Below are 26,492 nucleotides of genomic sequence, written 5' to 3'. Positions count from 1 at the left end.
ACAAACTTACAGACCACAAAATCTCAATTGACACGCTACACTCAATGAGCACCGAATCCAATAAACGCTCCGTCGTCGTCGGCATATTCGTCCTGATGGGCATTCTTATTTTCTTAGCCGGGGTGTTCGTCCTGGGCGGTCAGCAAAAGCGCTTCACTAAGAGCGTTCGCATCATTGCTGTTTTCAATGACGTGGCCGGCCTCAAAGCGGGCAACAACGTTTGGTTTTCGGGCGTCAAAATCGGCACCATCAAGCGGGTTAAATTCTTTGGTACGGCACAGGTCGAAGTCGACATAGACATTGAGCAGAGCGCTCAGGCTTACATCCGAAAAGATGCTCAGGCAACCATCAGTTCCGACGGGCTGATTGGCAATAAGATCGTTCAGATTTTTGGCGGCACGCCCAAATCGGAACCCGTTGAGGAAGGCGACCGGCTTAAAACGATGGAAGCGCTGAGTTCGGATAAGGTGCTGGAAACCCTGCAGGAGAACAACCAGAACCTGCTCCGCGTCACCAACGATTTCAAAGCGCTGGTGGGCAACATCCGGAGGGGCAAAGGCACGGTGGGCGCGGTGCTGACGGATTCGGTCGTGGCCGACAATTTTAAGCGGGCGATGGAAAACTTGCAGAAGGCGTCTCAGAATACCGTTAAAGTAACCGGTTCAGTATCCGCGTTTGCGGCCAAGCTAAACACGAAGGGATCGCTCGCCAACGAATTAGTGACCGACACAACGGTGTTCCGGCGACTGAGCCGGTCGGCATCGAAGCTCGAAGGGGTGGCCAATTCGGCGGGTGAGGTCGTTGGCAACCTCAATAAGACGTCGGAGAACGTGAACCGGGCGTCGGAGAAGCTCAACAACACCAACAGTCCACTGGGCGTGTTGCTCACCGACCAGGAAACGGCCACCAACCTGCGCACGACCCTGCGTAACCTCAACCGGGGCACCGAACTGCTGAACGAAGACCTCAAAGCCGCTCAGGGCAACATTCTGCTGCGGGGCTATTTCAAGAAGCAGGCAAAGGAAAAAGCAAAGCAGAAGGTGGATAGTACGGTGGTGGTGCAACCGTAACATCACAGCAGTTCCTGCCACGAAATAAGCCCGATGGCCAGCACGGCCAGCGCCAGTCCGATTTTGTTGGCCGCCGAGAGCCGTTCGCGAAAGAACAGCGCGGCCATGCCTGCGGCCAGCAGGATGACACCGATGTTGTAGAGCGGATACACAAATGCGCCGTTACCCCCAAAGGCCGACAGCGCCAGCAACAGCGTATAAAAGCTCAGGAAGTTTGGTACACCTAGCGTAATAGCCCCCACCAGACTCTTCGGCTGGAACGTCTCTTTTCCCTGCACCAGCCTCACGGCCAGCATCAGCAGCCCGGCCGCAACGGCCCCGACGACCATCGTGAGCGTGACCTGCACGGTTTTGTCGGCCGAAGGAATGTAGCGCAGGTTCATGTAATTAATCAGGGTGTTGGTAGCGCCATAGAACAGAAACACGGCCACCGGCAACAGCACGTTTGCCCCCACCCGACGGGATTTCGCGTTCGCTGGGGCCTGTGTCTCCCTTTCTTCCCGCTCGTCCCTTTCCTCCCTCTTTTTATACGTACTCAATCCCACGGCTACCACCGCCAGCCCTAAGCCGAGGTAGTTGAGCACGTCGAAACCGTTGCCGACTTTGGTGCCCGCGTTGAATACGAACAAACTAAAGCAAACCGGGATCACCAGCGAGAGGTTGTTAGCCAGCGACGTGGCCGTAATACCCATTCGCTGGGTACTGGCCCCCGACAACAAAAACGTCAGAACAAAGCCCACGCCTAACCCAAAGGCCAGCCACGTCCAGGTTTGGGTAAAATCAATCGAGAACGACTGGCCCGCTGGCAGCAGCAACAGGCCCGTCAGGAAACAAATGGGGTAGTTGAACACGATAGCCTGGAACGTATTGACGTCGTAACGGGGAAACAGGCGAAAGTTCAGCAGCAGCAAAACCGACAGGGCAATACTCAGAATGAGAAACAGCATGATGGGTGATACCGATAAATTTGGGCGAAACTACACGTTGCCGCTTACAATGCAGCTTATCGTCATCGTGTCAACACTCTCATTCGGTGTTAATGAGTTGGGGGAGCGAGCAACTGTACCGCAAACGCGTCGATCAGGTGGATCAAGTCCTGCCGGGTCTGCAGGTCAATAGTTTCAGCCCCTACCTTGTTTCGGGCGGTCTGAATGAGTAGCTGCGTCTGCGGGTCAAAACGAGCGCCTATCGTGTTCATGAGCAGGGCTAACTGTTCACTTGCTTTTTTGCCCAACGTAGACGCGGTAATCAGCGCGACGGGTTTATCGGAGAAAACGGTCGTAGAAACGGTCCATTCCAACGCATTTTTCAACACACCGGGTATACTGAACACATATTCAGGTGTGCAAATGAGTACCCCATCGGCCTCGTCTATTTCGCGTCGGAGTTGGGCAACCGAGTCAGGCAGTTGCTCATTGTCCAGGTCAGGATTAAAATGAGGGAGTTGATCGATTGGCGTGCATAGCTCAATGTCGAATTGAGCAGGAGCCAGTTTCCTGATCCACGCCAGTAGGTAGGTGTTCGTTGACTGCAGGCGTGTGCTGCCCGAAATAGCCAGGATTCGCTTCCTGTTCATTTCCATAGTAGGTGTCGTTCTTTGCTGATACACGTTTCACGCAGACACCGTTCCCGCAGCCGATACTGAAACAGCCCGTGAACCGTTTTACCCAACGTACGTCGCGACGCCCGCATCTGATTACGACTGATCCGTTTGCTCCTGACCAACCATGACGAATTCCTTTTTTCGCCGACTCTGCTTTGGGCTGCTGTTACCCGCATCGGGGTTAGCCCAGCAATCAGCCGACTCTAATCAATTGACTGGGGTAGCGAAAACGGTTGACTCGGTATTTGCCGACTGGAATAACCCACATACGCCTGGAGGAGCCATAGCGGTCCTCTATCAGGGCAATGTGGTGTTCAAAAAAGGGTATGGGATGGCCAATGTTAGCCGGAAAATACCAATCTCAACGACCCATCTGTTCAACATAGCCTCAACGGCTAAACAGTTCACCGCCACCTGCATTGCGCTATTAGAGCAAGAGGGAAAACTATCGTTCGACGACGATATCAAGCGCTACTTCCCCCTGTTTCAATTGACAAAGACGGTCACAATCCGGCACCTGCTTAGTCATACCAGCGGCTTGCGGGAGGGGTATGTACTGGCGGCACTATCGGGGAAAGTGAATCTGAAAGGGCAAGTAAAAAGGAAGTATAAAACAACACATAGCCTGCTCACGGTAATGGCCAAGCAACGGGACCTTAATTTCAGTCCGGGCGAGGAATTTGCGTACACCAATATCAATTATATTCTGCTGGGCGAAATTGTTCGTCAGGTGAGCGGACTCAGCCTCCGGGACTACGCGGATCAGGTGCTGTTCAAGCCTCTGGGAATGAGCCATACGTATTTTAACGATCTGGATGCTGCCCCAAACCCCAATCGGGCCATCCCGTACCAGTATGCAGACAATGACAAACAAACATTCAGGCGTAAACCGATCAAAAACGATCAGGGCGTTGTCGGTGACAACAACCTGATTACCAGCGTGGATGATCTGATTTTGTGGATTAAAAACTTCGACAACAACCGATTGGGAACCGGCAAGTCCTCCTTGTTGAAAACGCTGCAAACCCGACACGTGCTCAACAACGGGGATACGACCCACTACGCGTTTGGTCTGAACATTACCCCCTACAAAAACACCGTATCCGTTGGCCATGGGGGTGACGATTACCGATACACCTCCTTCATGGTCCGTTTTCCCGATCAACAGATTGCTATTATTTGCTTATCAAACCAATCGCGCTACGAGAATACGCAGAGCAAGGTGTTTGCGGTTGCCAACGCGTTGTTACGCGTACCCGCATCCCCGGCCAACATAACCGGTCGGCCCGGTACCGTTCCGTTTAGGGCGGATAGTTTAGGGAAGAAATTGGGGCGATATATGGGCAACAGTTCCAAGAATCGCTACAGTTTCCGGGAGCTATTTATCAGGAATAATAAGCCCTATCTCTCGTTTCAACCCCAACCGGCCAAAAACGCCTTTGAACTTGTACCAATTACGCACGGCCACTATCTGTTCAAGGTCGAAGAGCCAGCCGTGTACGTCGAACTATGGATTGAAAAATCGAAGCAATCAGCTAACTATCAAATAGTTGAACGGTTTAAGCAAGATACCCTCCGTTTTGATAAAACGGTAAGCAACTCATTACCCGCCAAGTGGCTCATGGATTACGCGGGAACGTATACGAGCCAGGAACTGGACGGTCAGCTTAAGGTCAAGGTCGGACGGGATGGTTTGAGGGTGGTTCGGGGGGTGATCAAAATCAGGACAATACCGGTCCACGAAGACACTTTTTATGCCCCTGAGAATAGAACCTTATTTTACTTCAAACGGAACGAGTCCGGTTCAGTTAAGGCGCTTTCGATCAACGCAGTTGATTTCCGAAACGTACTGTTCAGTAAATGAAGCGTACTGCCACCAGTGTTAAAGATTGGCTCCGGCTAACGAATACCTCATGCCGGGAGGCCAGAAGCAGGTCCAGTTTTAGTTTGCCCGCCGAGTAGGTATGGAGGGCGAAGCGTAAGCCGATGGTCATGAGTACCCAACCCAACCACTCATGACCATCGGCTTAGTACGTATGCACGATTCCCTGCTTCAGCGCATCGTCGTAAGTTTCCTTCTCAAACTGGTATAGGTAGGGCGAACGGTGCGGTCCAATGGCCCGTTGTTCGTCTAACTTTTTAATCAGACCCAGGGCCGTGAGCTTTTTAGAAAAATTACGCCCATCCAGCTTTTTGCCCAGAATCGTTTCATACAGCGTGTGGATTTCGGGCAGGGTGAATTTTTCGGGCAGTAGATTATAGCCAATCGGCTGATGATAGATCTGGTGCCGCAGGGTTACCAGAGCCTTTTCCACGACTTCATTCTGGTCGAATAAAAGCGGGGGAATGTCATTCACGTCGCACCACTGGTAGTCTTCCGTGAAAAAGTCCGTTCTGACGGTAACTTGGGAGTAATCCACCAACGCGAAGTAGCTAATCGACAAGGTACGCTCGAATAGCCAGCTATTTGGGTCTACTTCACGACCGTGGGTTTCGCTAAGTTTACGGGCACTTTGACCTTGTCCCTCAAGCCGATAGGGCGAATCGCCAAACGTGTGGAATTGCTGAAGAAATATATCGGTTAAGCTTGTTCGCTCCTGAAGAATCCGGTGGGCCGCCTGGCTCAGGGGTTCTTTCCGCCTGATAAACCCACCGGGTAGCCCCCAGCCCTTATACCCGATCCATTTGAGGAGTAAAATTTTGAGCTGTTGATCGTGGTAGCCGAAAATGACCGGGTCAATGGTCACGTGGGGCAGGTACTGCACATGACCGTTTTTGACAAAGTCCGCTACTTCTTCCTCCAAGTTCATACGACAAAGATAAAAAATACTATTCTGTAAATTTTACGAATTAATAAAAACCAATTACCTTTATTCCGTAAAATTTACTTATTAGGGGTTGCTTCCATTTTATTCGGCTAACAATCAGTCCGACATGAATGAGGCAACTCTCCCGGTTCACTTTCTAAACAATTCAAATCATGAAAAAAGTAAGCTTGTTTCTGTTCGTATTTCTCGTCGGCATCGCCTTTAACGGCTTTTCACAAACAACAACGTCGACAACCACTACGCCGACAACGACGACAACGTCAACCGACTTTTTTGCCGGAAAATGGGAGATCACCATAACGGGTACACCCAACGGAGACGCTAAAATGGTTACTGACCTGATCCGCAAAGACGGCAAACTAACCGGCGAATTGAAGGACCCAACCGGCACCAACCCTGTTACCCTAATTACGAAAGTGGAAGAAGAACCGGGCAAAAAAATCACAATCTACTTTGATACGGCCCAGGCTGGCGAGATTGGGGTTGAGCTGGCTAAAGTGGATGATGATCATTTGAAAGGGCAACTGATGAATATGTTCGACTCAACAGCGGTGCGGATTAAATAATAGGGTTGTCTGACAATTTTTGCGAACACAGGCCGGGGATGTGGACGACGCTTCGTCCACACCTTCGCCAAACCAGGTACGTACTTCCCCACCCTGCGGGCAACAGCGCAACGGCAGGGTGATGCTAAAACCCTACGCCCGCATTCAGAATCTCGGCTGGGTGCGGGTAGTGGTCAAATAGAACTTCACGATCCATGAAACGAGTACATCCCTTCATCACCCTGCTGTGCTCGTTCCTGGCGATTGGCACGTATGGACAGGCATCCCGAACGGTATCGTTTGACAGCGTTGGCGGTTCAAAAAGGATAGCAATATCCAGGCTGAAAGCCCAACGTATAACGATACCGGTTGGCGAGAACTGAACATACCCCACGACTGGAGCATCGAAGACTTGCCGGTTCAGATCCCGGATAGTCTGGTCGGGCCTTTCTCGAAAGGAGCCGTATCGGGGCGGGATGGCGGTTTTCTGGTCGGCGGAACGGCCTGGTATCGCAAGCACTTTACGCTGGACAAGGGGTCGGCAGCTAAGAAAATCTTTATTCAGTTTGACGCCGTCTACATGAATGCCGACGTGTGGATCAACGGACATCATTTGGGCAATCACCCGAATGGATACACCTCCTTTTCGTATGAATTAACGCCATACCTGCTGCCACCAGGACAGGCCAATGTCATCGCCGTTCAGGTAAAAAATGAGGGAGTTAACAGTCGGTGGTATTCGGGTTCGGGTATTTACCGGCATGTCTGGTTAACCACGGTCAACCCGCTGCACATCGACTTGTGGGGCACGTACATCACCACGCCGTTGGTAACGGATCAGGCAGCTACGGTTTCCGTTGAGACTACGGTTCAGACTCCTGCCCCTAAATCCTCATACACCGTACTGACCCAACTGTATACGCCTGCTGGTAAACTGGCCGGAACGGATATACAGCGTATTTCGGCTTCTAAAGACCTCATTAACCCGATTACACAAACCATTTTGGTTGCCAAACCAGCTTTGTGGTCTATAGAAAAGCCCCAGTTGTACCGGGCAACTGTGCAAATCATCCAGCAGGGTAAACGCATAGATGAGACGACCACGCCGTTTGGCATTCGCACCATTCACATTGACGCCCAAACCGGTTTTACGTTAAATGGCAAGCCGATCAAGCTCAAAGGGGGCTGCATTCACCACGACAACGGCCCGCTGGGGGCCGTTGCCATTGACCGGGCGGAGGAGCGTAAAATTGAACTGCTCAAACAGCAGGGCTACAATGCCGTGCGAATGAGCCACAACCCGCCGTCACCCCATTTGCTGAATGTTTGTGACCGGCTGGGCATACTGGTCATTGACGAAGCGTTCGATATGTGGGTGCGCCCGAAAACTCCGCAGGATTATCACCTGTACTTCAAGCAGTGGTGGCAGAAGGATCTGGAGTCAATGGTACGCCGGGACCGCAATCACCCGTCGATCATTATGTGGAGCATCGGCAATGAGATTGCTGAGTCGGCTGATTCGCCGGGCTATGCCATCGGCAAACAGCTTTCCGATGCGGTACGTCAGCTGGATGCCACCCGACCCGTTACCCTGGCCATACCACTGTTTATCACCTATTTTAACAAAGGTAAAAAATGGGAGGATACGGCCCCCTCGTTTGCCAATGTGGACGTAGCGGGCTATAACTATGCCGATTCTAAGTATGAAAGTGATCACTCGACGTTTCCCAACCGGGTAATGTATGCGTCGGAATACTTCCCGACCAGAGGTATTGATAACTGGCTGAAGGTAGAAAAGCTGCCGTATGTCATCGGGACCTTCAGTTGGACGGCTATGGATTACTTGGGCGAAGCCGGTCTGGGCGCACCGAGAGTAGTGAAACAGGAAACTCAGAAAAGCACAGGGGGCGGTTTATTGGGTGGCTCCGGTTCGGATCTGTTTCTGAATCCTGCCTGGCCCATTTTTAATGCCTATACGGGTGAGTTGGACTTGATTGGCAACAAAAAGGTAAATTCGTACTACCTGGATGTGGTCTGGAAACGAAGTGCCGTCGAAATGTTGGTGCATACGTCTCTACCGGACGGATACAAAGAAGCGAACTTCTACTACAACTTTCCAGACCAGTTGAAAAGCTGGAGCTTTCCGGGCCAGGACAGGAAAACGATGCAGGTGTTCGTCTATTCAAGAGCGCAGAAGGTAACCCTCGAACTGAACGGGAAGGTAATCGGCGAACAAACCCTGCCGCCCAATAGCATTACCGCCACCTTCGATGTACCTTATGAGCCGGGTAGGTTAGTAGCCAGAAGTTACACGGAGGGTAGACAGACCGGAGCCGATACCCTGCGGACGGTTGGCAAACCGGTTGCCATTCGGCTGATAGCCGACCGGAAAACCATCCGGGTCAATGCCAATGACTTGTCGTATGTGAATGTCGAGGTCGTTGATGCAGCCGGGAATGTGGTACCCTATGTGGACGACCTGCTCGTTAACTACCAGGTTTCGGGAAGCGGTCGGATTGCCGGAGTCGGTACTGGTAATCCTGCTGACGCTTCCAGTTTCCAGCGACCCCAAAAAAAGGTATTTCATGGGCGGGGCTTAGTAATTGTACAGCCTAAGGGCATACCGGGAACGGTTACGATGACCGCAACGGCCAATGGCTTGAAAGCGGCACAAGTGCAAATCACCCTGAAATAAAATGCGTACGTACGAATACCCCCTGCTGAAAGCTGACATCCGGCAACATTTTCACCTGGGTGATGCGATTCAGTAATAATACCATGCCTGCCAGGTGCTTACCGCTTCACGCCGACAGCAGGGTCTGGTTATCGGCCAGCAACCGCATCCGGTAGGCGTTCATGGCGGTGCGGCCAAGTTGGTTGACGAGCCGGTAATTGACCACAATACCCACGGCCGCCCCAATGCCGGGAATCAACTGCGCCATCTTGGCTAAGTCGATGTAATCGCGGTATTCCTGCTGGAACGTCTGCCAGTCGAACTGGTTGATGTCGTCGGGTAGCTGGCGGCTGTGTTCCGCCCAGTCGGCCACGTTCCGGTACACAGTCTGGCGACGCTCCTGACTCGAAAACGCCAGTTGAAATACGTACAGGATGAAGACCCGTTCGCGGTAGTCACTGACGGGGAACCCGTACAAAGCCGCAATCTCGAACAGCATTTTCAACTTCAGCGTGAGCAGTGCCGGGAAGTCAGCCAGGGCCAGCACGAAGCCCCCCGCCCCGGCAACGCCCCCCTCGGCCGCACCCGCTTTTCGGTAAAAGTTGATGCGCCCGGCTACGGCGGCATCGCGCTCGGTCAGCCCCAGCCCCAGGGCAGGCTCTTTGGTCAGGAATTCGGCCCCAAACAGCACCGCCCGCGTCATCTGCTTGATGGTGGCCGTGACAATGTCGTGAATCCGCTGCGGAATGACGCGGTTGATCCGGCGCTGTAGGCGGGTAGCCAGTTTTCCGAAGGGCGACGGCGCTTGCTGCATGGCCCCCTGCCAGCGGGTTAGTTCGGCACGGACGGCTTTCTCGTAGGGTGTCATGATCTGAATTTTTGGCAAAAAGCATTACTTTTAACGAATTAAAAAACAAGCTCCACCGTTTTTTCCGTAACCTTCCGACAACACCCGTTCGCCGTATGAAGAGATTATGCCTTCTGCTGATTGCCCTGCTGAACATCGCCAGCACCAGTCCCGACGCTCCCCGACTCACCGATAATCTCCTCAGCAGTACCAGCAAAAAGTCGGTTCCAACTCACTCAGTTGACGATTCCACCCTCTACGATCAGCTTAACCTGGGCCAGTTTGGTCTACAGCGCGACGTGTTTGACTACGCCCTGCGCGGCTGGCAAAAAATGCGCACCACCAAACCCGTGCTATCCATTGTGGACCTGAGTCAACCATCAACAAAAAAACGGCTGTACGTGGTCGACCTGTTGAACAAAAAAGTGCTTTTCAACACCTACGTATCCCACGGTCAAAAGTCTGGGGGCTTGATTGCCACCTCGTTTTCTAACGTCAACTCCTCGTTCCAGACCAGTCTGGGATTTTACAAGACGCTCAACACGTACATGGGCAAGCATGGCCTGTCGCTGCAGTTGAAGGGGCTGGAGAAAGGCTTTAACGACCAGGTGCAAAACCGCAACATCGTCCTCCACGGGGCCGATTACGTTTGCGAGGAATTCATCCGCAAAACGGGTCGGCTGGGTCGCAGTCAGGGATGCCCCGCCGTGCCCTACGCCGAATCAAAGAAGATTATTCAGGTCGTCAAAGGCGGCACCTGCCTGTTCGTTTACTCCCCTAACACCGACTACCTGACCAAATCAGCTTACCTCGCCGAACCCGTAGGGGCGCTGTAAATGATTTGGATTGATGAGAAAAGTACAATACCCGGTCTACTGCTACAAGTAGACCGGGTATTGTACTTTAGAAAGATTTATTTTACAAGCATCCTTATAGTAAGAAAACTATACCAAGATGCTCGTAGCAGCCCACCATGTATTTAGCGTCATCATGTTTACGGCTCAGCTAAACCAGTTGTGTTGTGTTTCGTTTTGCCTGTGCGATATGCCGTTCCGTATGAACCACCATGAATTCTAAAATGTCGCCCAATGGGAGTCTCACCCAAGCGGCAATGGACAGAGGAACCCGAACGGTGTTCAAATCTGCTTTTCGGGCTATTCTGAGCAGACGGAGTAGTTCTTCTTGCTGGTCAATGAATTCCGCAACTACCTGATGTGGAAATAAGGTATCGGCTGGTAGGTGACGTTTAGCCGCTTTAAGTTTCCTACTATTCGCTTTCGAGTCCATGAGCTTCGTAAGATACGCGCCCAGCCATGAACTGACGAATGTATCGGCTGGGTGCCTACCCGGCTGCTGTTTTTGCAGCCCTTGTTTCAAGCGGGGCAGATAATAGTGACCGTAGGTAATCAAATGGGCTAAACACTGTGCAATACTCCAGCCACCGGTTGGCGAGGGATTGTGCAGTGTGTTTTCATCCAAATTTTGAAAATGCTGCACCGCTTCCTGAATTTGCCCTTCGACCTGTTGTTCCAGTGAAGCCAGCCAAGATGTCTTATCAATAGTCTTCATATCAGGGGATTTAATACGATGCAAAATTGATTGGTCTTCGGGTATTGATTATTGGTATTTACCAAGATTTCAGGACTTGATGCGGTTAATGAACTTACTAAAATTAGTGGGATCGACCCCAATGTAATTCGCTAAATATTTGTGAGGCACCACCTGTAAAATGTGGGGACTGCGCTGGAGTAGCTTTCTGAATTTATCGGCCGAAGAGTAGCATTGTAACTCAACCAATCGTTCCAGGACTCCCGACAGCGCCTGCGTGATGCCCAACCGAATCGTAGTTTCAATTACTGGCCTGCGTTGCATAACCGCCTGTAAATCGTGAAAGGAAGCCCGCAGAAAAACGGAGGGGGTCAAGGTTTCATAATAGTAGCGGGAGGGCTGCTGTAGCATCAGCGAATCGACCACGCCCCCAAAAGAGGGAGCATACGAGAAGACCAGCGTGGCCTCACGGTCCTGTTCGTCCAGATAGTACACGCGCTGAACGCCTTCTGCAACAAAATATATGTAGTTTTCTATCTCGCCCGCTACCGTTAAGAGGGACTTTCGCTCGGCTGAAACTGGCCGCCAAATGATAGAAAAGTCATCCCAGTCCGGTCCAGAAATGGGATGGATAGCTTGTATAAGCTGTTTTAATTGATGAAAAGGCATACCGTCTGAAGGGATAGAGCAATGAACTATTGATTGACAACTAAACATCTATTAGAGTTTGTTCATTGTGTAGTTTACTTGCTACGTTCACCCTAACACCGACTACCTGACTAAATCAGCCTACCTTTCCGAAACTATAGGTTCGCTGTAATGTATCTGTAATTCATAAAAAAGGCGTCGTTCTGAGAGAACGACGCCTTTTTTATGAATTACAGATACATTACCGTGTTACTTTTTCCAGGCTACCTGATTTACCCGGCGGCCAATGACGTACCCCATCCGCAAACCTTCTTCGCAGTCCATCCGGTAATGAACACCCAACACAACCCGCGAGTAGGCATTCTCCTGGGCCATTTCGTAGAAGTTATTAAAATTGCGGGGGGCACCATTGAACTCCGTGCGGTCTTTGTGACAATTGTCGGTCATGGCGTACGTGGCGCCGTAGATGTCGGTCAGAATTTCCGCAGCCACGGCTCCGAAACAGGAATGCCCGGACGGGTAAGCGGGGAAAGGTGGTGTAACGCCTTCCTGAATGGCAATGGGGTTATTCAGCCGGGTACGCCAGGTCGGATCAATAGTCCGTCGAATGTAGGTAATGGGGCGCTCAATGTTATACAAATACTTGGAGTTCCAGCACGCTACGCCCGTATCGCTCAGGCCAATACCCAGTTTAGCATAGGTGTAAACGGCCTTGTCCAGCGGGACATTTTCTTTACGAACGACCTGTTGAGCAATTGCCAGCCAGCGCCCCGCCGGTTCAAACGTCAGTTTGTAGATGTCATCGCTCCAGAACTCGCCAATCCATTGCTGCTCCTTCGAGAGTGGCGTCGTTGCCGAATAAATTTCCAGCCCCTGGGCAAACAGAGTTGATGTTACGTTGGTGTTGTACGAGAGCGGGGCCTTGGCTACTTTGTCTGCTTCGGTGGCGATGAACGTCCTGACCTTACCCCAGTAGGGCAGCAGTGCCCGGCTGAAGTCAGGAGCGGTGGGTTGCCACTTACCAAGGCCTTTGGGCGGCACATAATCGGCCGGTTGATTGCGCAGGTAACCGGCATCACCGGCAACGTCGGTCTTCGAGTAAGCAAATACGGCCGCTGCCATAGCCTGACCAAACGCTTTCGAGCGCGTCCGTTCATCCGCCGAACCGACGCTGGTGGTCAGGTCGGCGTACAACCGCTCGATCTTCACCTTGTCGGCATCGACCACGTGCGGGAAGAAACTTTTCATCAGGGCGTAGTACGTCTCGTTAACGGCCACATCCCAGCGGTATGATTTACCCGTTTCAGTTTTAGGCACCGTCAGGCCCGCAAACCGGGGCGCTACCGACTGGTAGTCCATTGAGCCGGGGACGACTGTTTCGTACGCCCCCAAACTAATGTAGCCCAGCGTTCGGGCGGCAACCGGGGGGCGGTAGCCGGGCGCGTACCGCTCAATATCCAGGAACAGATCCATCCACTGGATTGCCACTGCCGCGTCGGTTGTGGCCGCGCCGGGGCTTGGCGTTACGGTATCGTTCGTGGGCTGGCAGGCGGCCAGAACCCATAAAGAAGCGACGAATAGAGTGACTTGTAAACGCCGGGATCGGATAGTGAGATTGACCGTACGGATAAGTGCGTGCATATTTTTGCTGAATTGCGGTGGTCACGGTCGAGCGTCTTTTTGCCCCAAATGAGTACTGCAATTCAAACAAAATTGATGCCAACCCGCCAAATCAGTAGTGCCTGAATTGTTCGGCAAAAGCCTGCCCGCCTTACTTATCCAGCGCGTACACGTCGCGGTAGAACCGCAATTTTCCGGCTGCATCTACATCCGCCGTATTGTAAGCGATGAACACCGGAACGGGTTTAGGAATGACCAGCGTCTTCGGCTTCTGGTCGACTAAGCAGCGATTCATGAACCCGGCGTCGAAGGTCGGCTTACCCAGCACTAAGTTGGCTAACTCGACGGGTTTCTGCACCCGAACGCAGCCGTGACTCCGCCAGCGGTTGGCGGTGAGCGTGAACAAATCGCGGCTGTTGGTGTCGTGCAGGTAGATCGCCAGCGGGTTTTCTAATTCAAACTTGATCAATCCCAGCGAATTGTCGCAGCCCGACGCCTGCCGGACGCGGTACGGAAAATTGGTCGTGGACAGGCCTTGCCAGTCGATTTCTTCGGGGTCTACTTCCTGATCGCGCTCATCCAGAATTTGCAGGTTCTGGTTGTAGATGTACGACAGGTCGCGCTGCATCCGGGGCAGCATCTCCTCCAGGGCAATGCCCCGCGGTACGTTCCAGTACGGGTATGCCACAATGCCTTTGATGTAGGTGGTCATGCAGGGTGTCCGCTTGTCGGCTTTTCCGGCAATCACCTGCATCGGCAGCAGTCGTTTCCCGCTTTGGTCGAACACGTTCAGTTCGCCCGCCGGGATGTTGACGACCACGAATTTATCGGCGGCAAACCGGTTGGTGTAGCGGTAAAAATTGAGCGTTTGCCGAATCAGCCGGAGCGAATCGGCAATGGCGGGATTTGGGTTAGCCCGGTTGCGCAGGCGGTTGTAATGCCCAACCAATTGATTGTAAGGCGCGAACGACGAAACGTTTTGGAGCAGAGCCGGTGAGAATGCACTGTCTGTTTTCGCGGCCCAGGCCGGGTCAATGGTTTCTTTCAACCCGGTGTAGGCCAGCCGCGAGGGTTTCTTACCGTACCGCACTTCGATGAGCAGACGCGCTAATTTATCGCTCAACATCGCTTCCGAATCGGTGGGTTTTGTGGCGTAGCGGCTCGTGTCGATCCCGACCGAATCCGCGTAGCGGCACACCTGATGCAACGTCAGGCGTTCCTGTTTTATGGTTTTCTCCGCTCGTTCAGCCTGTTGGCGGGCGGGGGAAACGGTGGTTTTACCAAGGAAGGTGCGGCCAATAAAGAAAACAAGCAGCAGTCCGGCGAGTATGGCTACGCCGATTAATAGATTCCGATTATTCCTGTTCATTTGTCGAGTGAATGGTAGTTACTAAACGTCGGCGGGCGGGGAAAATTAGCGGTAGCGATCCACGAATCAGACAGGCGTCTCTTCGGGGGATGCCTGTCTGATTCGTGAATTCTTAACTGTACGACGGTTTATCGAGATCGACTTTACCGTCGCGGTTTCGGTTCGGATGGGTTGTGGGCACATCGTCCTCTTCGGCATCATCGGCCGGGGTGGTGTCCAGGCCACTAACGGGCGTGTCCTCGGGCGAGTCGTTGCCTGGCAGCGTCGTTGCTTTGTCGGAGCGGTCGCCTAAGCCAGCGGGTGAGATCGCCTGTTTAGCCCGGACGATGGCTTCTTTGTCTTCTTCTTGATTTTCCATAACGGTGCCCAATCGAGCGTTTAGGTTGATTCGTTAAGCTTATTTGCTTTACGTTAACTGTCCGTCATTTGTATTGTTTGCCGACAAACCGGTTGCCGCCCGCTCGGTCGATAGTGGGCCTGCCGACCTGAGAAGCGCAGATCAGGCAAGGTAATTTCAGAACGTGATGCGCCAATTAATAGAATATCCCCGATCTGTATTCTCACAGATCGGGGAGTGCTGGCAAAAAAGAGGAAGGTAAAGGTGTGGATAGAAGCCAACGCGCCTACCGTTTCGCCAGTCCGTCGAGGGCGATATCCTGACTGCCGTCGGCGTTGGCACGGATGCTGTAGCGTATGGGTTAGTAGTCAACAGTTCAATTTTAAGCGCGTGTCCTGTAACTTATCCCGTGTCCGTTTCAGGCGCATCTTCACCGCGCTTACCGACAGTCCGTATCGCTCACTAATTGTTTGAACGGTTAAGCCCTGCTCATACTTGAGTTGCAGCAGCGTTAATTCGTCTTCAGGCAATGTGCGCAGAATGGCCTCCCGGACCTGCATCTGCCGTTCCAGCAGTTCAGCCGAGCTGCTATCCGGAATCCGGTCGGCTAATTGGTCGTCAATCAGGTCATCGGCCAGCGGCTCCAGTTGCAGCCGTTTATTGATCCGGATTTGATCCAGACAATAGTGATAAGAGATGGAATAGAGCCAGGTAGAGAACGAAGACCGGCTCTGAAACGAATCCAGCCGATTGAATACTTTGATGAAAATATCCTGGGTATAGTCCTGAGCCGCGACCGAGTCCTTTGTCATCGTGAGGCAGGTTTGATACACTTTACTGGCGTATCGGTTGTAAAGCACCTCGAAGCTGTTGTCAGAATTCGTATTTAGAAAGCGGCTTATCAATTGTTCGTCGGCAGGTCCGGTTTTTTTCATAGGGGTAGACGAGTAGTGATTCGGTTGTCAGGTTACCCCAACGGCTTATGGGTTGTCAATAAGTGGGCAAGTAGCACCACCGCCCGTTGATCCGCTAACACCCTCGTTGCATTCATTAACACGCTCGTTGCATGGCCCAAAAAAAGCCCGTCTCAGCGGGCTTTTTCAAACAGATTATTCAGCTAATTCAGGAAACCGGCGTTTCGGATTTGCCATACTGGGAGGGCAGTACACCGTGCTGCTCCTGAAATACTTTGGCGAAATACGACAGGTTATCGTACCCAACGGCGTAGGCCACCTGCGTCACACTTTCGTCTCCCCGGCGCAGCAGTTCGGCCGCCTTTGCCAGCCGGAGGTCCCGGATAAAGTTGGTCGCCGACGTGTTGGTGAGGGCTTTTAGCTTGCGGTGCAGTTGGGTCCGGCTCATGTGGACGCCTTCGGCCAGAGCCTCGACCGTGAAATCGGCATTGTCGATCTGCTGCGTCACCACCCCCGTAAGCCGGTCCAGAAACTGCTGTTCGGCCCTCAGCAGGGGGGGGTCGGACGGCCCGGCAGCGGGCGCGTGGCCGTTCAGCGTCCGGCTGGTGGCAAAACGCTGGTAGAGTCGTTCGCGCTGTTCCACCAGATTCCGCACCCGCGCCCGCAGCTCAGCCCGGTTAAAGGGTTTGGTCAGGTAGTCGTCGGCCCCCAGCTCAAAACCTTCGATGCGGTCACCAACGGTCGCTTTGGCCGTGAGCATCACCACCGGAATGTGGCTGGTGGCGTCCTGCGTCTTCAGCGCCCGGCAAAAGCCAAACCCGTCCAGCCGGGGCATCATCAGGTCACAGATAACCACGTCGGGCAGTATAGCCGTAGCCTGTTCCAGTCCCTGCTGCCCATCGGCGGCTTCGATAATCTGGTAATCAGCCCCGAAGATGCTGCGCACGTAAGCCCGGATGTCGGCGTTGTCGTCGATGACGAGCAGGATGCTGTTGGCCGGAGCTATGCCAATCGGGCCACCGGGTACGTGAAGTAGTTCGGTGGCCGTTGAGGCCATTGGCCAGTCGACGGGTGGGTCGATGTCGGCCAACGCAGGGGCCGGTGAGGATACGGGGGCCAGGGCAGGCTTGTCGACGTTCACGAAGGGAAGCGTCACCGTAAACGTCGTTCCCTGACCCACCGTGCTGGTTACCCCCACCCGACCGTCGAGTACCCGAACCAGTTCGTGCACCAGGGCCAGCCCAATGCCGGTGCCCTCGTGCGGCCGGTTGGTCGGCCCGTCGGCCGCATCGGTGGTCCGCTGATAAAATCGCTCAAAAATGTGGGTCAGGTGTTCCGGCGCAATCCCAATACCCGTATCGGCAATGGTGAGGTGCAGTTGCTGGGCTTCGTCCGGCTCCGGGTAGCGAACGGTCATGCGCACGTCGTTGCCCGGCGGGGTAAATTTGACGGCATTAGCCAGCAGATTAGTCACGATTTTTTCGATCTTATCGGCGTCGAAGTCGGTCCAGCATTCAGCTTTATTCTGCGCAAACGTGAATTCAAGCTGCTGGCTCGCGGCCAGCGATGTAAAGGAACTGGCCAGTGTGCGCAGGAAAGCCGCAATATCGCCCCGTTTGGGTTCGGGCCGGAGCTGACCCGCTTCGAGTTTGCTCAGGTCGAGCAACTGGTTGATCAGACTCAGCAGCCGCCGGGCATTGCGCTGAATCAGCGGAAAGCGGCTGTCGTGAGCGTATTCTGTCACCACATCCTCAACCGGCCCCAGAATCAGCGTCAGCGGGGTGCGAAGTTCGTGGGAGATATTGGTGAAAAACTGCGTTTTGAGCCTGTCCAGCTCGGCGAGCCGACCCGCTTCCTGCTGCTCGAACGCTACCCGTTGCTGCAACAGCAGCCGCCCCCGCTGAAACCGGTACAGTTGCCAGGCGATGGCGCCAATCGCCAGGGCGTAGAGTAGATAGGCCCACCAGGTGCGGTAGACCGGCGGGCGAATCTGAATCTGCAGCGTAGCGGGTTTGCTCCATACTTCGCCATCGGCCGAGCCGATCATCTGAAAGGTATAGTCACCAGCGGGCAGTTGGGCGTAGTTGGCAAATCGGTTCGTACCCGCTTCTACCCAGTCCCGGTCAATACCGTTCAGTCGGTAGCGGTAACGGTTTTTGGCCGAATTCGTGTAATCCATCACGCCGAATTCAAGCGTCAGCCCGTTTTGGGTGTGCGCCAGATCGAGCCGTTGGGTGTGTTCAATGCGTTCGGGCAGAATGCCGTCGCTCCCCCCAGCCCCCACCGGTTCGTTGTTGACCTTCAGCCCGATGATGTGCGCCTGAGGGGCGGGACCGGTCCGGCCCACCACTGCCCCGGACCGGAAGGCCGTCAGCCCGTTGACACCCCCAAAGAGTAGTTCGCCCGAAGCCGTTTTAAAGTAGGAACCCGTATTAAATTCATTGTCCTGCAGGCCGTCGCCATCGGTGTAATTGCGGAACTTACGGCTGCGGGGGTCGTACTGCGCCAGTCCCCGGTTGGTGCTTAGCCAAAGGTTTTTGAACTCATCGACCAGGATGCCATATACCACGTTGTTGGGCAGGCCCTGGGCCTCGGTTACGTGTTCAAACTGGCCCGTTTGTTTGTCCAATCGCTCCAGCCCACCGCCTTTGGTGCCTGCCCAAAGGTAACGGGCGGGTTGGTCGGGATCGTCAATCAGGCTCGACACGACGTCGTAGCTTAAACTTCGGCGGTTTGTCCGGTCGTTTTTATAGCACGTGAAGGTGGGCGTTGTCTGGTGATGATCGGCCCGAATCAAACCGGCCTGGGTACCGATCCAGAGCGTTCCTCCCTGGTCGAAATACAGCGCGTACGTTGCAATTTCGGCTTCGCCCTGCGGAAGCAGCGCCTGGTAATCAAACACCGTGAAGGCTTCGGTTCCCGGATCGAACCGGAGGAGCTTTCCATTGATGCCGCCAATCCAGAGCCGACCGGCCTGATCTTCAACGGTCTGATTCACAAAAAACCCAAACGACGTGTTGGCGGGCATGGGGTACTTTTTGAGCAGTTGCCAGTTGGACGAGAACTTGAACAAATGCTGCACGTGCGTCTGGAAGTGCACGTTGGAGGCCCAGAAATTGCCCGCCCGATCCTGCATCAGAAAGCGTTGCCGTTTGTCGGCGGCTGGCAGGGTGTTGCTCAGGAAGGGTTCCATCCGGTTAGTGGCCCGGTTCAGCCGCCCGTACGCAAACTCGTGCCGCACGTAGGTGTTGCCCTGCCGGTCGGCAAACAGGTACGAGAGCGTCGTGTTGGGCAGATAGGCCCCAAACTGTTTGACCCTGGGATTGAACTTGCGCAGCCCGTAGCCGCTGGTGCCTACCCAGATGCTGCCGGTTCGATCCTTGATCAGGTCGGTGGTGGCATAAACATGTTCCGGCAGGGTGGCAAACGCATTGCGGCTCGTCAGGCTGTCCTGGCGCATGAGTTCATCGGGCGACATCATCCAGAGGTAGTCGGACGTGGCAACGACCACTGTATGTTCATCGAGTAACCGCAACGTGGTCGCGGCATACTCCTTTTTCGGCAGGGCAATGGTTTTCCGGATGCCGCGTTGCCAGCAGATGATGTATCCCATGGTGACGGCCGCCCGGAAATCCTGCTTCGCATCGCCGTAAAACGCATATACCAGGTCAGGTACATTGGCCGTTGACTCGTTCAGCCTCGTGGATTTAGCGGGCCGACGCCAGTTGATGCCAAACAGGCCGACGGTGCTCCCAACAACCGCCTGACCGTCGGGCCGGAACCGGATGTGCTGGACAGTGCTGCTGATTCCGGCCTTCGTCTCCACGAGAGAAACCGGGTCGAGCCGCACCTGATCCGTAAAATCAGGCTGGTCGGGAAAGCCCGTCTTAATGGATTCGGGCAGGCGGATTCTAAACAACCTGCCTTTGTCGGTGCCCACCCAGATGTCGCCATCGGGGTCCTGGGCGAGACACTGAATTTCGTAATTGCCCGCATTGGGTGCCGTCCGGTCGGTAATGTTGAGGTGATAGAACCGCCCGCTGCGGTCATTGAACAGGTTTAATCCCTGATTGAGCGTTCCAATCCAAAGCCGTCCGTTCCGGTCGGTCATCAGGGCCGAGCAGGTATTGTCAGAAATACTGAAGGCGTTGTAGGGATCGTGGGTAAAAACGGTGAAGTTATGACCATCGTAGCGGTTCAGTCCGTCTTTGGTGGCTACCCAGATAAATCCGTTGCGGTCCTGCTCCAGATCGAAGATCATCCCCTGCGACAGCCCGTCGGAGATGGTCAGCTCCTGCCAGCCTTTGGCAGTCCTGTGGCTGGCTGACTGAGCGAACAGGGCGAATGGAATCAGAAGGAGCAGGAAAAGAAGGCGCATCTCGGCGGGAGTTAACCACTACATACGAAAATAAGGATATTTTCGATTGACTGGTAACCACAGCTAAATGTAACGTTACTCTCTACGCATAGTCAACCCAAATTTGATTACAATCGCGCGGTTGATTAGACACCGTTCGTGCCCTGAATTCCGGCCTCCACGCGTGTTTTTCATCAGAAGGTCCTCTCTATTCATGCAAAAAGACCGGACATGATCCGGTCTTCTTTGAATACTAATCAAAATTAAATTCAGGTAGACAACCAGCCGCCTACACACCTAAAAACCTACTTTCCACCGGCCGCCATGAGCACCGCATCGACCGAGTGAACAACGCCGTTGGTGGCTTCGATATCTGCTTGGTTAACCGTTGCGCTGTTGCCCGCCCCGTCGACTATCGTCACCGTGTCGCCCTGTTTGTTTACCGTCAGCGTACCGCCCGTCACGGTTTTCAGTTTCTGGCCGTCCTGCAGGTCAGCGGCCTTGAGTTTACCCTTCACCACGTGATAGGACAGCACCTTCACTAATTTGGCCCTCGCGGCTGGTTTCAGCAGTTCGTCGAGCGTACCGGCTGGGAGTTTATCGAAAGCCTCGTTGGTGGGGGCAAACACGGTATAAGGACCTTTGGCGCTGGACTGATCGGTCAGGCCCGATACCCGCAGCGCCCGAAACAGGGTTGTGTGACTGGCCGACTTAGCCGCGCTGATGGTTAAATCCTTGCCCGTCATGCCACCTGGTTTCATGGTGCTTTCGGGCATGGTGGTCGTCGACGTTGTGGTGGGCTGAGCCGTCGTATTCTGATTCTGAGCGACCACGGTCGCCGAGGTTCCTGCGAGAAAGGCAACCGAAAGTGCCCATGAGAAACACGAATTTTTAATCATGTTGGGTATAGTTTGAACAAAAAACTGGATCACCCAATTGGGCAACCACGGAGCAACGCACCCCGATTTGTTGATTAAACGGTGGATGTATGACGGCAGATTGCGTTGACGATGATAAATTGAGCGAGTGGGCCAACCCCGGCTTAGCGCATCAGGGTCACTTTCCCCCGATATGTCGTGTTTAGCAACCCTTGACCAGTTGAAATGTGGTAGGTGTAAACGCCCGCCCCAACCGGCTCCTGCCGGTAGGTGCCGTCCCACGGCTGAGCGTACCCTTTGGAGAAGAAAACCAGTTCGCCCCAGCGGTTGTACACGGCCACTTCGCAGAGCGGAAACGATGCGACGTTCGGAATCAGCCACGCGTCGTTCAGGCCGTCAGCGTTAGGGGTAAACCCAGAAGGAATGTAAATTGATTCGATCACCTCCACCCGCACCGACAGCGTACCCAAACAACCGGCTGCGCTCACGGCGGTGAGCTGGTAGGACGTCGTTCGGGCCGGACTGGCCAGGGGGCTGGCCACGTCGGCGCGGCTCAGGTCGGCGGGCGGGTCCCACTGGTAGCGGCCAACCGGCTCGGTAGTCTGGGTCTGAAGCCGGACGCTGTCGCCCTGCACGATCTGGTACAGCGTGGGTCCCGTCAGGGTTGGCCCCACCGTCACTGTAACCGACCCCAACTGCTCCGTCCGGCATCCGTTGGGGTCGGTTACACTATAGATTAGCTGGTGCTGCCCCGTTCCCGCCACCGACGGGCTGAAGCGGTCGCCCGTCACGCCCGGCCCGGCAAACACCCCACCAGTCGGCTCACCGCGCAGCAGCACTGAGGGGCCGATGGTGCCGCAAATCGGCGCAATGGAATCTAATCGCACGGTGATCGGCTCGTAGCGGATCATAGCCAGCCCCTCCGAAATAGCCGTGCAGCCCGCCGGATTAGTTACTGTAACCTGGTAGATACCCGACTGCCGTACGATCAGGCGATTGGTCGTATCCGAAAGCCGGGTGCCATCACGTTGCCAAACGTACCGGTCGCCGGGACTCTCGGATGCCCGTAGCTGCGCCGACCCATCGGGGCAGAAGGTGGTCGCTGAAGCGGTTAGTTTGGCCACCGGCCGGGCATTAACTGTAACCTGCACCGTATCTTTCCCCTCGCAGGCGGCCGCAGCGGGCCGGGCCAGCACCACGTACTGACCCGGCCCGCTGACGCGGAGCGTGGCCTGCCTTTCGCCCACGATATCCTGCCCGTCGCGACGCCAGCGGTAGACGTACCCGGCCTGCCCCCCCGCCCGGAGCGTAACAGTATCGCCCGCGCAATAAGGCGGCTGACTGACTAGCGACAGGGTAACGGAAGGGGGCGTGGTAATCGTGACCTGAACCCCCGGCGAGATAGTCTCGTTACTGCACACGTTGGTTTGTATCGTCGCGACGGTATAGCGCCCGGATTCCTTTACACTTAGGGTGGGCAGGGTGTCGCCCCGCAGGTTCGCCCCGTCTTTCTGCCATTGGTAAGCGTAGCGCGGATCGGGGGTAACGGCCAGCGTCAATGGCTCACCAGGGCACGACACAACGTTGGTTTGCGGAACGTTATCGACTCTCACCACGGCGGGCGGGGGTGTTTGCAGCACGCAGTCGATGACGGGTAGCTGGAAATCTTGGCGCACCAGCCCAATGCGCTGCCCATTCCTGAACTCCTCACACTGCACGGCAAACAGAAAAAGTCCCTGTTGGGTGGCCTGCACCCGTAGCTGACCCGTGGCCGGGTTGATGCTCAGGGCTGGATTACCCGGTATGATATTGGTCAGGCCAATGCCCGGTGCCCAGGTGATAGTGGGGTAGCTCGCTTTGACCGACCGGTTACCTATCGTCGTTGTGTTGCTGGTATTGCCGTTGAGGGGCGTCACGAGCGAGTAACGGAGTTGATCGCCGTCGGCGTCGGTAGCCCCCACGTCGAAGGTAAAGAGTTTGTTGATGCAGATGTAGTCCCCGTTGGGCAGGCCAAAATCGGGCGACGAGTTGACGAACGGCTGGCTGCTGACCTGCATAGGAGGAAACTCCAGATAGAACACCAGTCCCGCGCCCGCCGTCCCACTACTGACGATGTTCGTGAGGGCATCGTTGCGGCAGCAGCGCTCCCATACCATGTAATAACCGCCCGGATCGGCGTACCGGGCCGGATCGAACTGATACGTTCGGACGTATTGCCCCCCGGTAAAATTCGTGTTGAGTCGTTTGGCGCAGGCCGATTCGTTGACTATGAGGGGAATGACAGCCTGCAAATCAATCGTGAGCGAATCGATCAGTGCCGGATTCTGCCTACGGTAAATAAATACGGTTACGGTAGGGTCGCGGTTGGCCACACCCGTCTTCATTTCGTCCCAGTACTGATTGAGCTGAATGCGAAACAGGCCTGGCGTAGTACCAACGGCCCGCATACTGATGTCGCCCCCAATGATGTGATTAGCGCGAAGACTGGTCGATATCAGCAGCAGAACGGCGGCCCAACTGATCCATAGTGGCAACCGGCGCAGCATTTTACTGATATTTCCCATGATAAAAGCGTAGCGGGTTCTGGAACGAGCGCAGCAACGGTGAATACAGATCACGACCGAAGCCGAAGTTCATTACCCGAAAACAGCTACCTGTAGTAATCCTCGGCTTACTTACGTTCAGTTGGTATGGGTAGATTTACGCCCACAGAATTACTACAGCGATGCGGGAAGTAATCAGCCGCCGGTCGGGCACAGCGAAGCAGATGGTAAGGATACGTTAGCTGGCCGACCGGGAAACGAGCAAAAGAACCACGAGCGACTCAGTGAATTACGGTCACTTTTCCCCGGTAGGTGGTACGGAACACGCTCGAACCAGTCGAGACGTGGTAGGTGTAGACGCCCGCCCCAACAAGCTCCTGCCGGTAGGTGCCGTCCCACGGCTGGGCGTATCCTTTGGAGAAGAAAACCAGTTCGCCCCAGCGGTTGTACACGGCCACTTCGCAGAGCGGAAACGACGTAATGTTTGGAATCAGCCAGGCGTCGTTCAGCCCGTCCCCATTGGGCGTGAAAGCCGAGGGGATATAGATCGTCTCCATCACGTCGACTTGCACCGACAGGGTGGACAGGCACCCGGTTGCGCCCACGGCGGTGAGCTGATAGCGCGTTGTTTGGGTCGGGTTCGCCACGGGGCTGGCCACGTCGGTGCGGCTAAGATTGGCGGGCGGGTCCCACTGGTAGCGGCTGATGGGTTCGCTGGCCTGCGTCTGGAGCCGAACGCTGTCGCCCTTCACGAGTTGATACAGCGTCGATCCGGTCAGGGCCGGACCCGGCGTCACCAACACCGACCGGGATTGTTCCGTCGGGCACCCGTTCGGGTCGGTCACGGTGTAGGTTAGCTGGTGCCGCCCCACACCCGCCACCGACGGGCTGAACTGATCACCCGTTACGCCCGGCCCGGCATACACGCCCCCGCCCGGCTGACCACGCAACGGCACCACGGGGCTACTGCCACAAACCGGCGCAATGGAGTCGAACTGCACCGCAGGCGGCTCATACCGGGTTAAGGCTAAGGTCGCCGATGCTGCCGTGCAGCCCGCCGGGTTCGTCACCCTCACCTGGTACTTGCCCGACTGCCGCACGGTCAGACGAATGGTCGTATCGGGAAGCCGGGACCCGTTGCGTTGCCAGACGTACTGATCGCCGGGGCTGGTCTGCGCCGTCAGCTGCGCCGACGCATCGGCGCAGAATGCAGTCGCCGATGCGGTTACGCTCACCACCGGACGCGCTCCGATGAGGACCTGCACCGTATCGGCTCCGTCGCAGACGGCCGAAGCAGGCCGGGCCAGCACCACATACTGACCTGACTGGCTCACCCGGAGTGTGGCCTGCCGTTCGCCCACGAGGTCCCTCCCATCGCGACGCCAGCGGTACACGTACCCGGCCTGCCCCCCAGCCCGGAGCGTAACAGTATCGCCCGCGCAGTAGGGCGGCTGATTCACCGCCGACAGCGAAACGGATGGGGGCGTGGCAATGGTTACCTGTACTCCCTGCGAAACCGTGTCATTGCTGCACACGCTGGCCTGGCTCGTCACGACCGTGTAGCGCCCCGATACCTCAACGTTGAGCGTAGGCAGGGTGTCGCCCCGCAGGTTTGCCCCGTCCCGTTGCCATTGGTACGCATAAAGCGGGTTCGGCGTGATGGCCAGCGTCAGGGTCTGACCGGGGCACGAGACGACGTTCGTTTGCGCGATCTTATCGACTGTCACGACGGCGGGCGGGGGCGTATTTGGGGAGCAGTCGATGACGGGCAGTTGAAAATCCCGACGCACGAGACCAATGCGTTGCCCATTTCTAAACTCTTCGCACTGCACCGTGAACAGAAAAAGCCCCTGTTGGCTGGCCTGCACCCGTAGCTGCCCGGTTGCCGGGTTGATCGTCAGGGGCGGATTCCCCGGTATGACATTGGTCAGGCCAATGCCCGGTGCCCAGGTAATAGGTGGGTAGTCGGCTTTGACGGATTTGTCGCCGAGGGTCGTTGTGCGGTCAGTGTAGCCGTTGAGGGGCGTCACGAGTGAGTACCGGAGCTGGTCGCCGTCGGCGTCGGTAGCCCCCACGTTGAACGTAAAGGGCTTGTTGACGCAGATGTAATCGCCGTTTGGAATGCCGAAGTCGGGCGACGAGTTGATGAGCGGCCGGTTGCTGACCTGCATGGGCGGAAACTCAAGGTAGAACACCATGGCAACGCCCGCCATCCCAACGCTGACAGCGTTGGTCAGCGCGTCGTTGCGGCAGCAGCGCTCCCACACCATGTAGTACCCACCGGGGTCGGTGTAAAGCGCCGGATCGAACTGGTACGTCGCAAAATACCGGGCTTCGGTAAAATTAAGTGCAAGGGATTTGGCGCAGGATGCGTTGTTGAACGTGAGCGGCAGCGCTTCCTGAAGGTTGAGCCGCAGGGTATCAATCAGCCGGGGATTCTGCTTCCGGTAAATCAGCAGCGTCACAAACGGGTCGCGGTTGCCCGTACCCGTCTTTGTCTCGTCCCAGTACTGGTTGAGCTGAATGCGAAACAGGCCCGGCGTAGTGCCAACGGCCCGCATACTGATGTCGCCCCCAATAACGTGCGTCGCGCGAAGATCGGCCGACGTCAGCAGGAGCAAAACGACGGTCCACCCAATCCACAAGTGCACCTTGCCAAGAGCTTCTCTGCCGTCTCTCATGCTAACATCACCCGTTTGTCAGATCGCTTC

At 55.2% G+C, this 26,492-nt stretch carries 20 protein-coding genes and 1 pseudogene; 7 read left to right on the top strand and 14 right to left on the bottom strand.

The genetic code is table 11. From position 1 onward, the window contains the following. Positions 1-44 precede the first annotated feature (44 nt). Complete coding sequence (locus ACYVHB_RS03615; protein WP_461049674.1) at positions 45-1,070, top strand: MlaD family protein; 1,026 nt, start codon at positions 45-47, stop codon at positions 1,068-1,070. Positions 1,071-1,072: 2 nt separating this feature from the next. Here the strand turns inward: ACYVHB_RS03615 and ACYVHB_RS03610 are convergent, their stop codons facing one another. Both ACYVHB_RS03610 and ACYVHB_RS03605 read right to left on the bottom strand, forming a co-directional pair. Then, positions 1,073-2,017: an EamA/RhaT family transporter gene (locus ACYVHB_RS03610; RefSeq protein ID WP_461049673.1), complete on the bottom strand. Its 945-nt coding sequence runs from the start codon at positions 2,015-2,017 to the stop codon at positions 1,073-1,075. Between the two features lie 89 nt (positions 2,018-2,106). Further along, positions 2,107-2,652 carry an NADPH-dependent FMN reductase gene (locus ACYVHB_RS03605; protein ID WP_461049672.1) on the bottom strand — a complete coding sequence of 182 codons (546 nt, stop codon included), beginning with the start codon at positions 2,650-2,652 and terminating at the stop codon, positions 2,107-2,109. A 145-nt stretch (positions 2,653-2,797) separates the two neighbouring features. On the opposite strand from ACYVHB_RS03605, the gene ACYVHB_RS03600 reads away from it, so the two are divergent. Next, positions 2,798-4,537: a serine hydrolase domain-containing protein gene (locus ACYVHB_RS03600; RefSeq protein ID WP_461049670.1), complete on the top strand. Its 1,740-nt coding sequence runs from the start codon at positions 2,798-2,800 to the stop codon at positions 4,535-4,537. 163 nt (positions 4,538-4,700) lie between these two features. Here the strand turns inward: ACYVHB_RS03600 and ACYVHB_RS03595 are convergent, their stop codons facing one another. Then, positions 4,701-5,483: an NUDIX hydrolase gene (locus ACYVHB_RS03595; RefSeq protein WP_461049668.1), complete on the bottom strand. Its 783-nt coding sequence runs from the start codon at positions 5,481-5,483 to the stop codon at positions 4,701-4,703. Positions 5,484-5,653: 170 nt separating this feature from the next. On the opposite strand from ACYVHB_RS03595, the gene ACYVHB_RS03590 reads away from it, so the two are divergent. The 4 genes and pseudogenes from ACYVHB_RS03590 (at position 5,654) to ACYVHB_RS03575 (ending at position 8,741) form a co-directional block, all read left to right on the top strand. After that, positions 5,654-6,067: a hypothetical protein gene (locus ACYVHB_RS03590; RefSeq protein WP_461049666.1), complete on the top strand. Its 414-nt coding sequence runs from the start codon at positions 5,654-5,656 to the stop codon at positions 6,065-6,067. A 19-nt stretch (positions 6,068-6,086) separates the two neighbouring features. Then, on the top strand, positions 6,087-6,248 hold the full coding sequence (locus ACYVHB_RS03585; RefSeq protein WP_461049664.1) for a hypothetical protein: 162 nt from the start codon (positions 6,087-6,089) through the stop codon (positions 6,246-6,248). Between the two features lie 120 nt (positions 6,249-6,368). Next, positions 6,369-7,628 (top strand): annotated as a pseudogene (locus ACYVHB_RS03580) (glycoside hydrolase family 2 TIM barrel-domain containing protein); the annotation flags it as partial. A gap of 156 nt (positions 7,629-7,784) precedes the next feature. Further along, complete coding sequence (locus tag ACYVHB_RS03575) at positions 7,785-8,741, top strand: DUF4982 domain-containing protein (RefSeq protein ID WP_461050029.1); 957 nt, start codon at positions 7,785-7,787, stop codon at positions 8,739-8,741. A gap of 106 nt (positions 8,742-8,847) precedes the next feature. Here the strand turns inward: ACYVHB_RS03575 and ACYVHB_RS03570 are convergent, their stop codons facing one another. Next, positions 8,848-9,588 (bottom strand): EcsC family protein, encoded by a 741-nt coding sequence (locus ACYVHB_RS03570; protein WP_461049662.1) that lies wholly within the window; start codon positions 9,586-9,588, stop codon positions 8,848-8,850. Between the two features lie 95 nt (positions 9,589-9,683). On the opposite strand from ACYVHB_RS03570, the gene ACYVHB_RS03565 reads away from it, so the two are divergent. After that, positions 9,684-10,403 (top strand): murein L,D-transpeptidase catalytic domain family protein, encoded by a 720-nt coding sequence (locus ACYVHB_RS03565; protein WP_461049660.1) that lies wholly within the window; start codon positions 9,684-9,686, stop codon positions 10,401-10,403. A gap of 169 nt (positions 10,404-10,572) precedes the next feature. Here the strand turns inward: ACYVHB_RS03565 and ACYVHB_RS03560 are convergent, their stop codons facing one another. From ACYVHB_RS03560 to ACYVHB_RS03515, 10 genes are all read right to left on the bottom strand, one after another. Beyond that, complete coding sequence (locus ACYVHB_RS03560; RefSeq protein ID WP_461049658.1) at positions 10,573-11,136, bottom strand: DinB family protein; 564 nt, start codon at positions 11,134-11,136, stop codon at positions 10,573-10,575. 69 nt (positions 11,137-11,205) lie between these two features. Then, entirely contained in the window at positions 11,206-11,784 is a 579-nt protein-coding gene (locus tag ACYVHB_RS03555) for a Crp/Fnr family transcriptional regulator (RefSeq protein ID WP_461049656.1), read from the bottom strand. Between the two features lie 228 nt (positions 11,785-12,012). Beyond that, positions 12,013-13,404 carry a vanadium-dependent haloperoxidase gene (locus ACYVHB_RS03550; protein WP_461049655.1) on the bottom strand — a complete coding sequence of 464 codons (1,392 nt, stop codon included), beginning with the start codon at positions 13,402-13,404 and terminating at the stop codon, positions 12,013-12,015. 130 nt (positions 13,405-13,534) lie between these two features. Further along, positions 13,535-14,752, bottom strand: coding sequence for a L,D-transpeptidase family protein (locus ACYVHB_RS03545; RefSeq protein WP_461049653.1), 1,218 nt, complete (start codon positions 14,750-14,752; stop codon positions 13,535-13,537). A gap of 112 nt (positions 14,753-14,864) precedes the next feature. Beyond that, positions 14,865-15,110 (bottom strand): hypothetical protein, encoded by a 246-nt coding sequence (locus ACYVHB_RS03540; protein WP_461049651.1) that lies wholly within the window; start codon positions 15,108-15,110, stop codon positions 14,865-14,867. Between the two features lie 347 nt (positions 15,111-15,457). Continuing rightward, positions 15,458-16,024 (bottom strand): RNA polymerase sigma factor, encoded by a 567-nt coding sequence (locus tag ACYVHB_RS03535; RefSeq protein ID WP_461049650.1) that lies wholly within the window; start codon positions 16,022-16,024, stop codon positions 15,458-15,460. 187 nt (positions 16,025-16,211) lie between these two features. After that, positions 16,212-20,381: a hybrid sensor histidine kinase/response regulator transcription factor gene (locus tag ACYVHB_RS03530; protein ID WP_461049648.1), complete on the bottom strand. Its 4,170-nt coding sequence runs from the start codon at positions 20,379-20,381 to the stop codon at positions 16,212-16,214. Between the two features lie 284 nt (positions 20,382-20,665). After that, positions 20,666-21,259, bottom strand: a complete 594-nt coding sequence (locus ACYVHB_RS03525) for a fasciclin domain-containing protein (RefSeq protein WP_461049646.1) — start codon at positions 21,257-21,259, stop codon at positions 20,666-20,668. Positions 21,260-21,402: 143 nt separating this feature from the next. Next, positions 21,403-23,802, bottom strand: a complete 2,400-nt coding sequence (locus ACYVHB_RS03520; RefSeq protein ID WP_461049644.1) for a T9SS type B sorting domain-containing protein — start codon at positions 23,800-23,802, stop codon at positions 21,403-21,405. Positions 23,803-24,062: 260 nt separating this feature from the next. Then, positions 24,063-26,462 (bottom strand): T9SS type B sorting domain-containing protein, encoded by a 2,400-nt coding sequence (locus ACYVHB_RS03515; RefSeq protein ID WP_461049642.1) that lies wholly within the window; start codon positions 26,460-26,462, stop codon positions 24,063-24,065. Positions 26,463-26,492 lie beyond the last annotated feature (30 nt).

The organism is Spirosoma arcticum (assembly GCF_054779955.1).
This window is presented reverse-complemented; position numbering and strand designations above follow the sequence as displayed.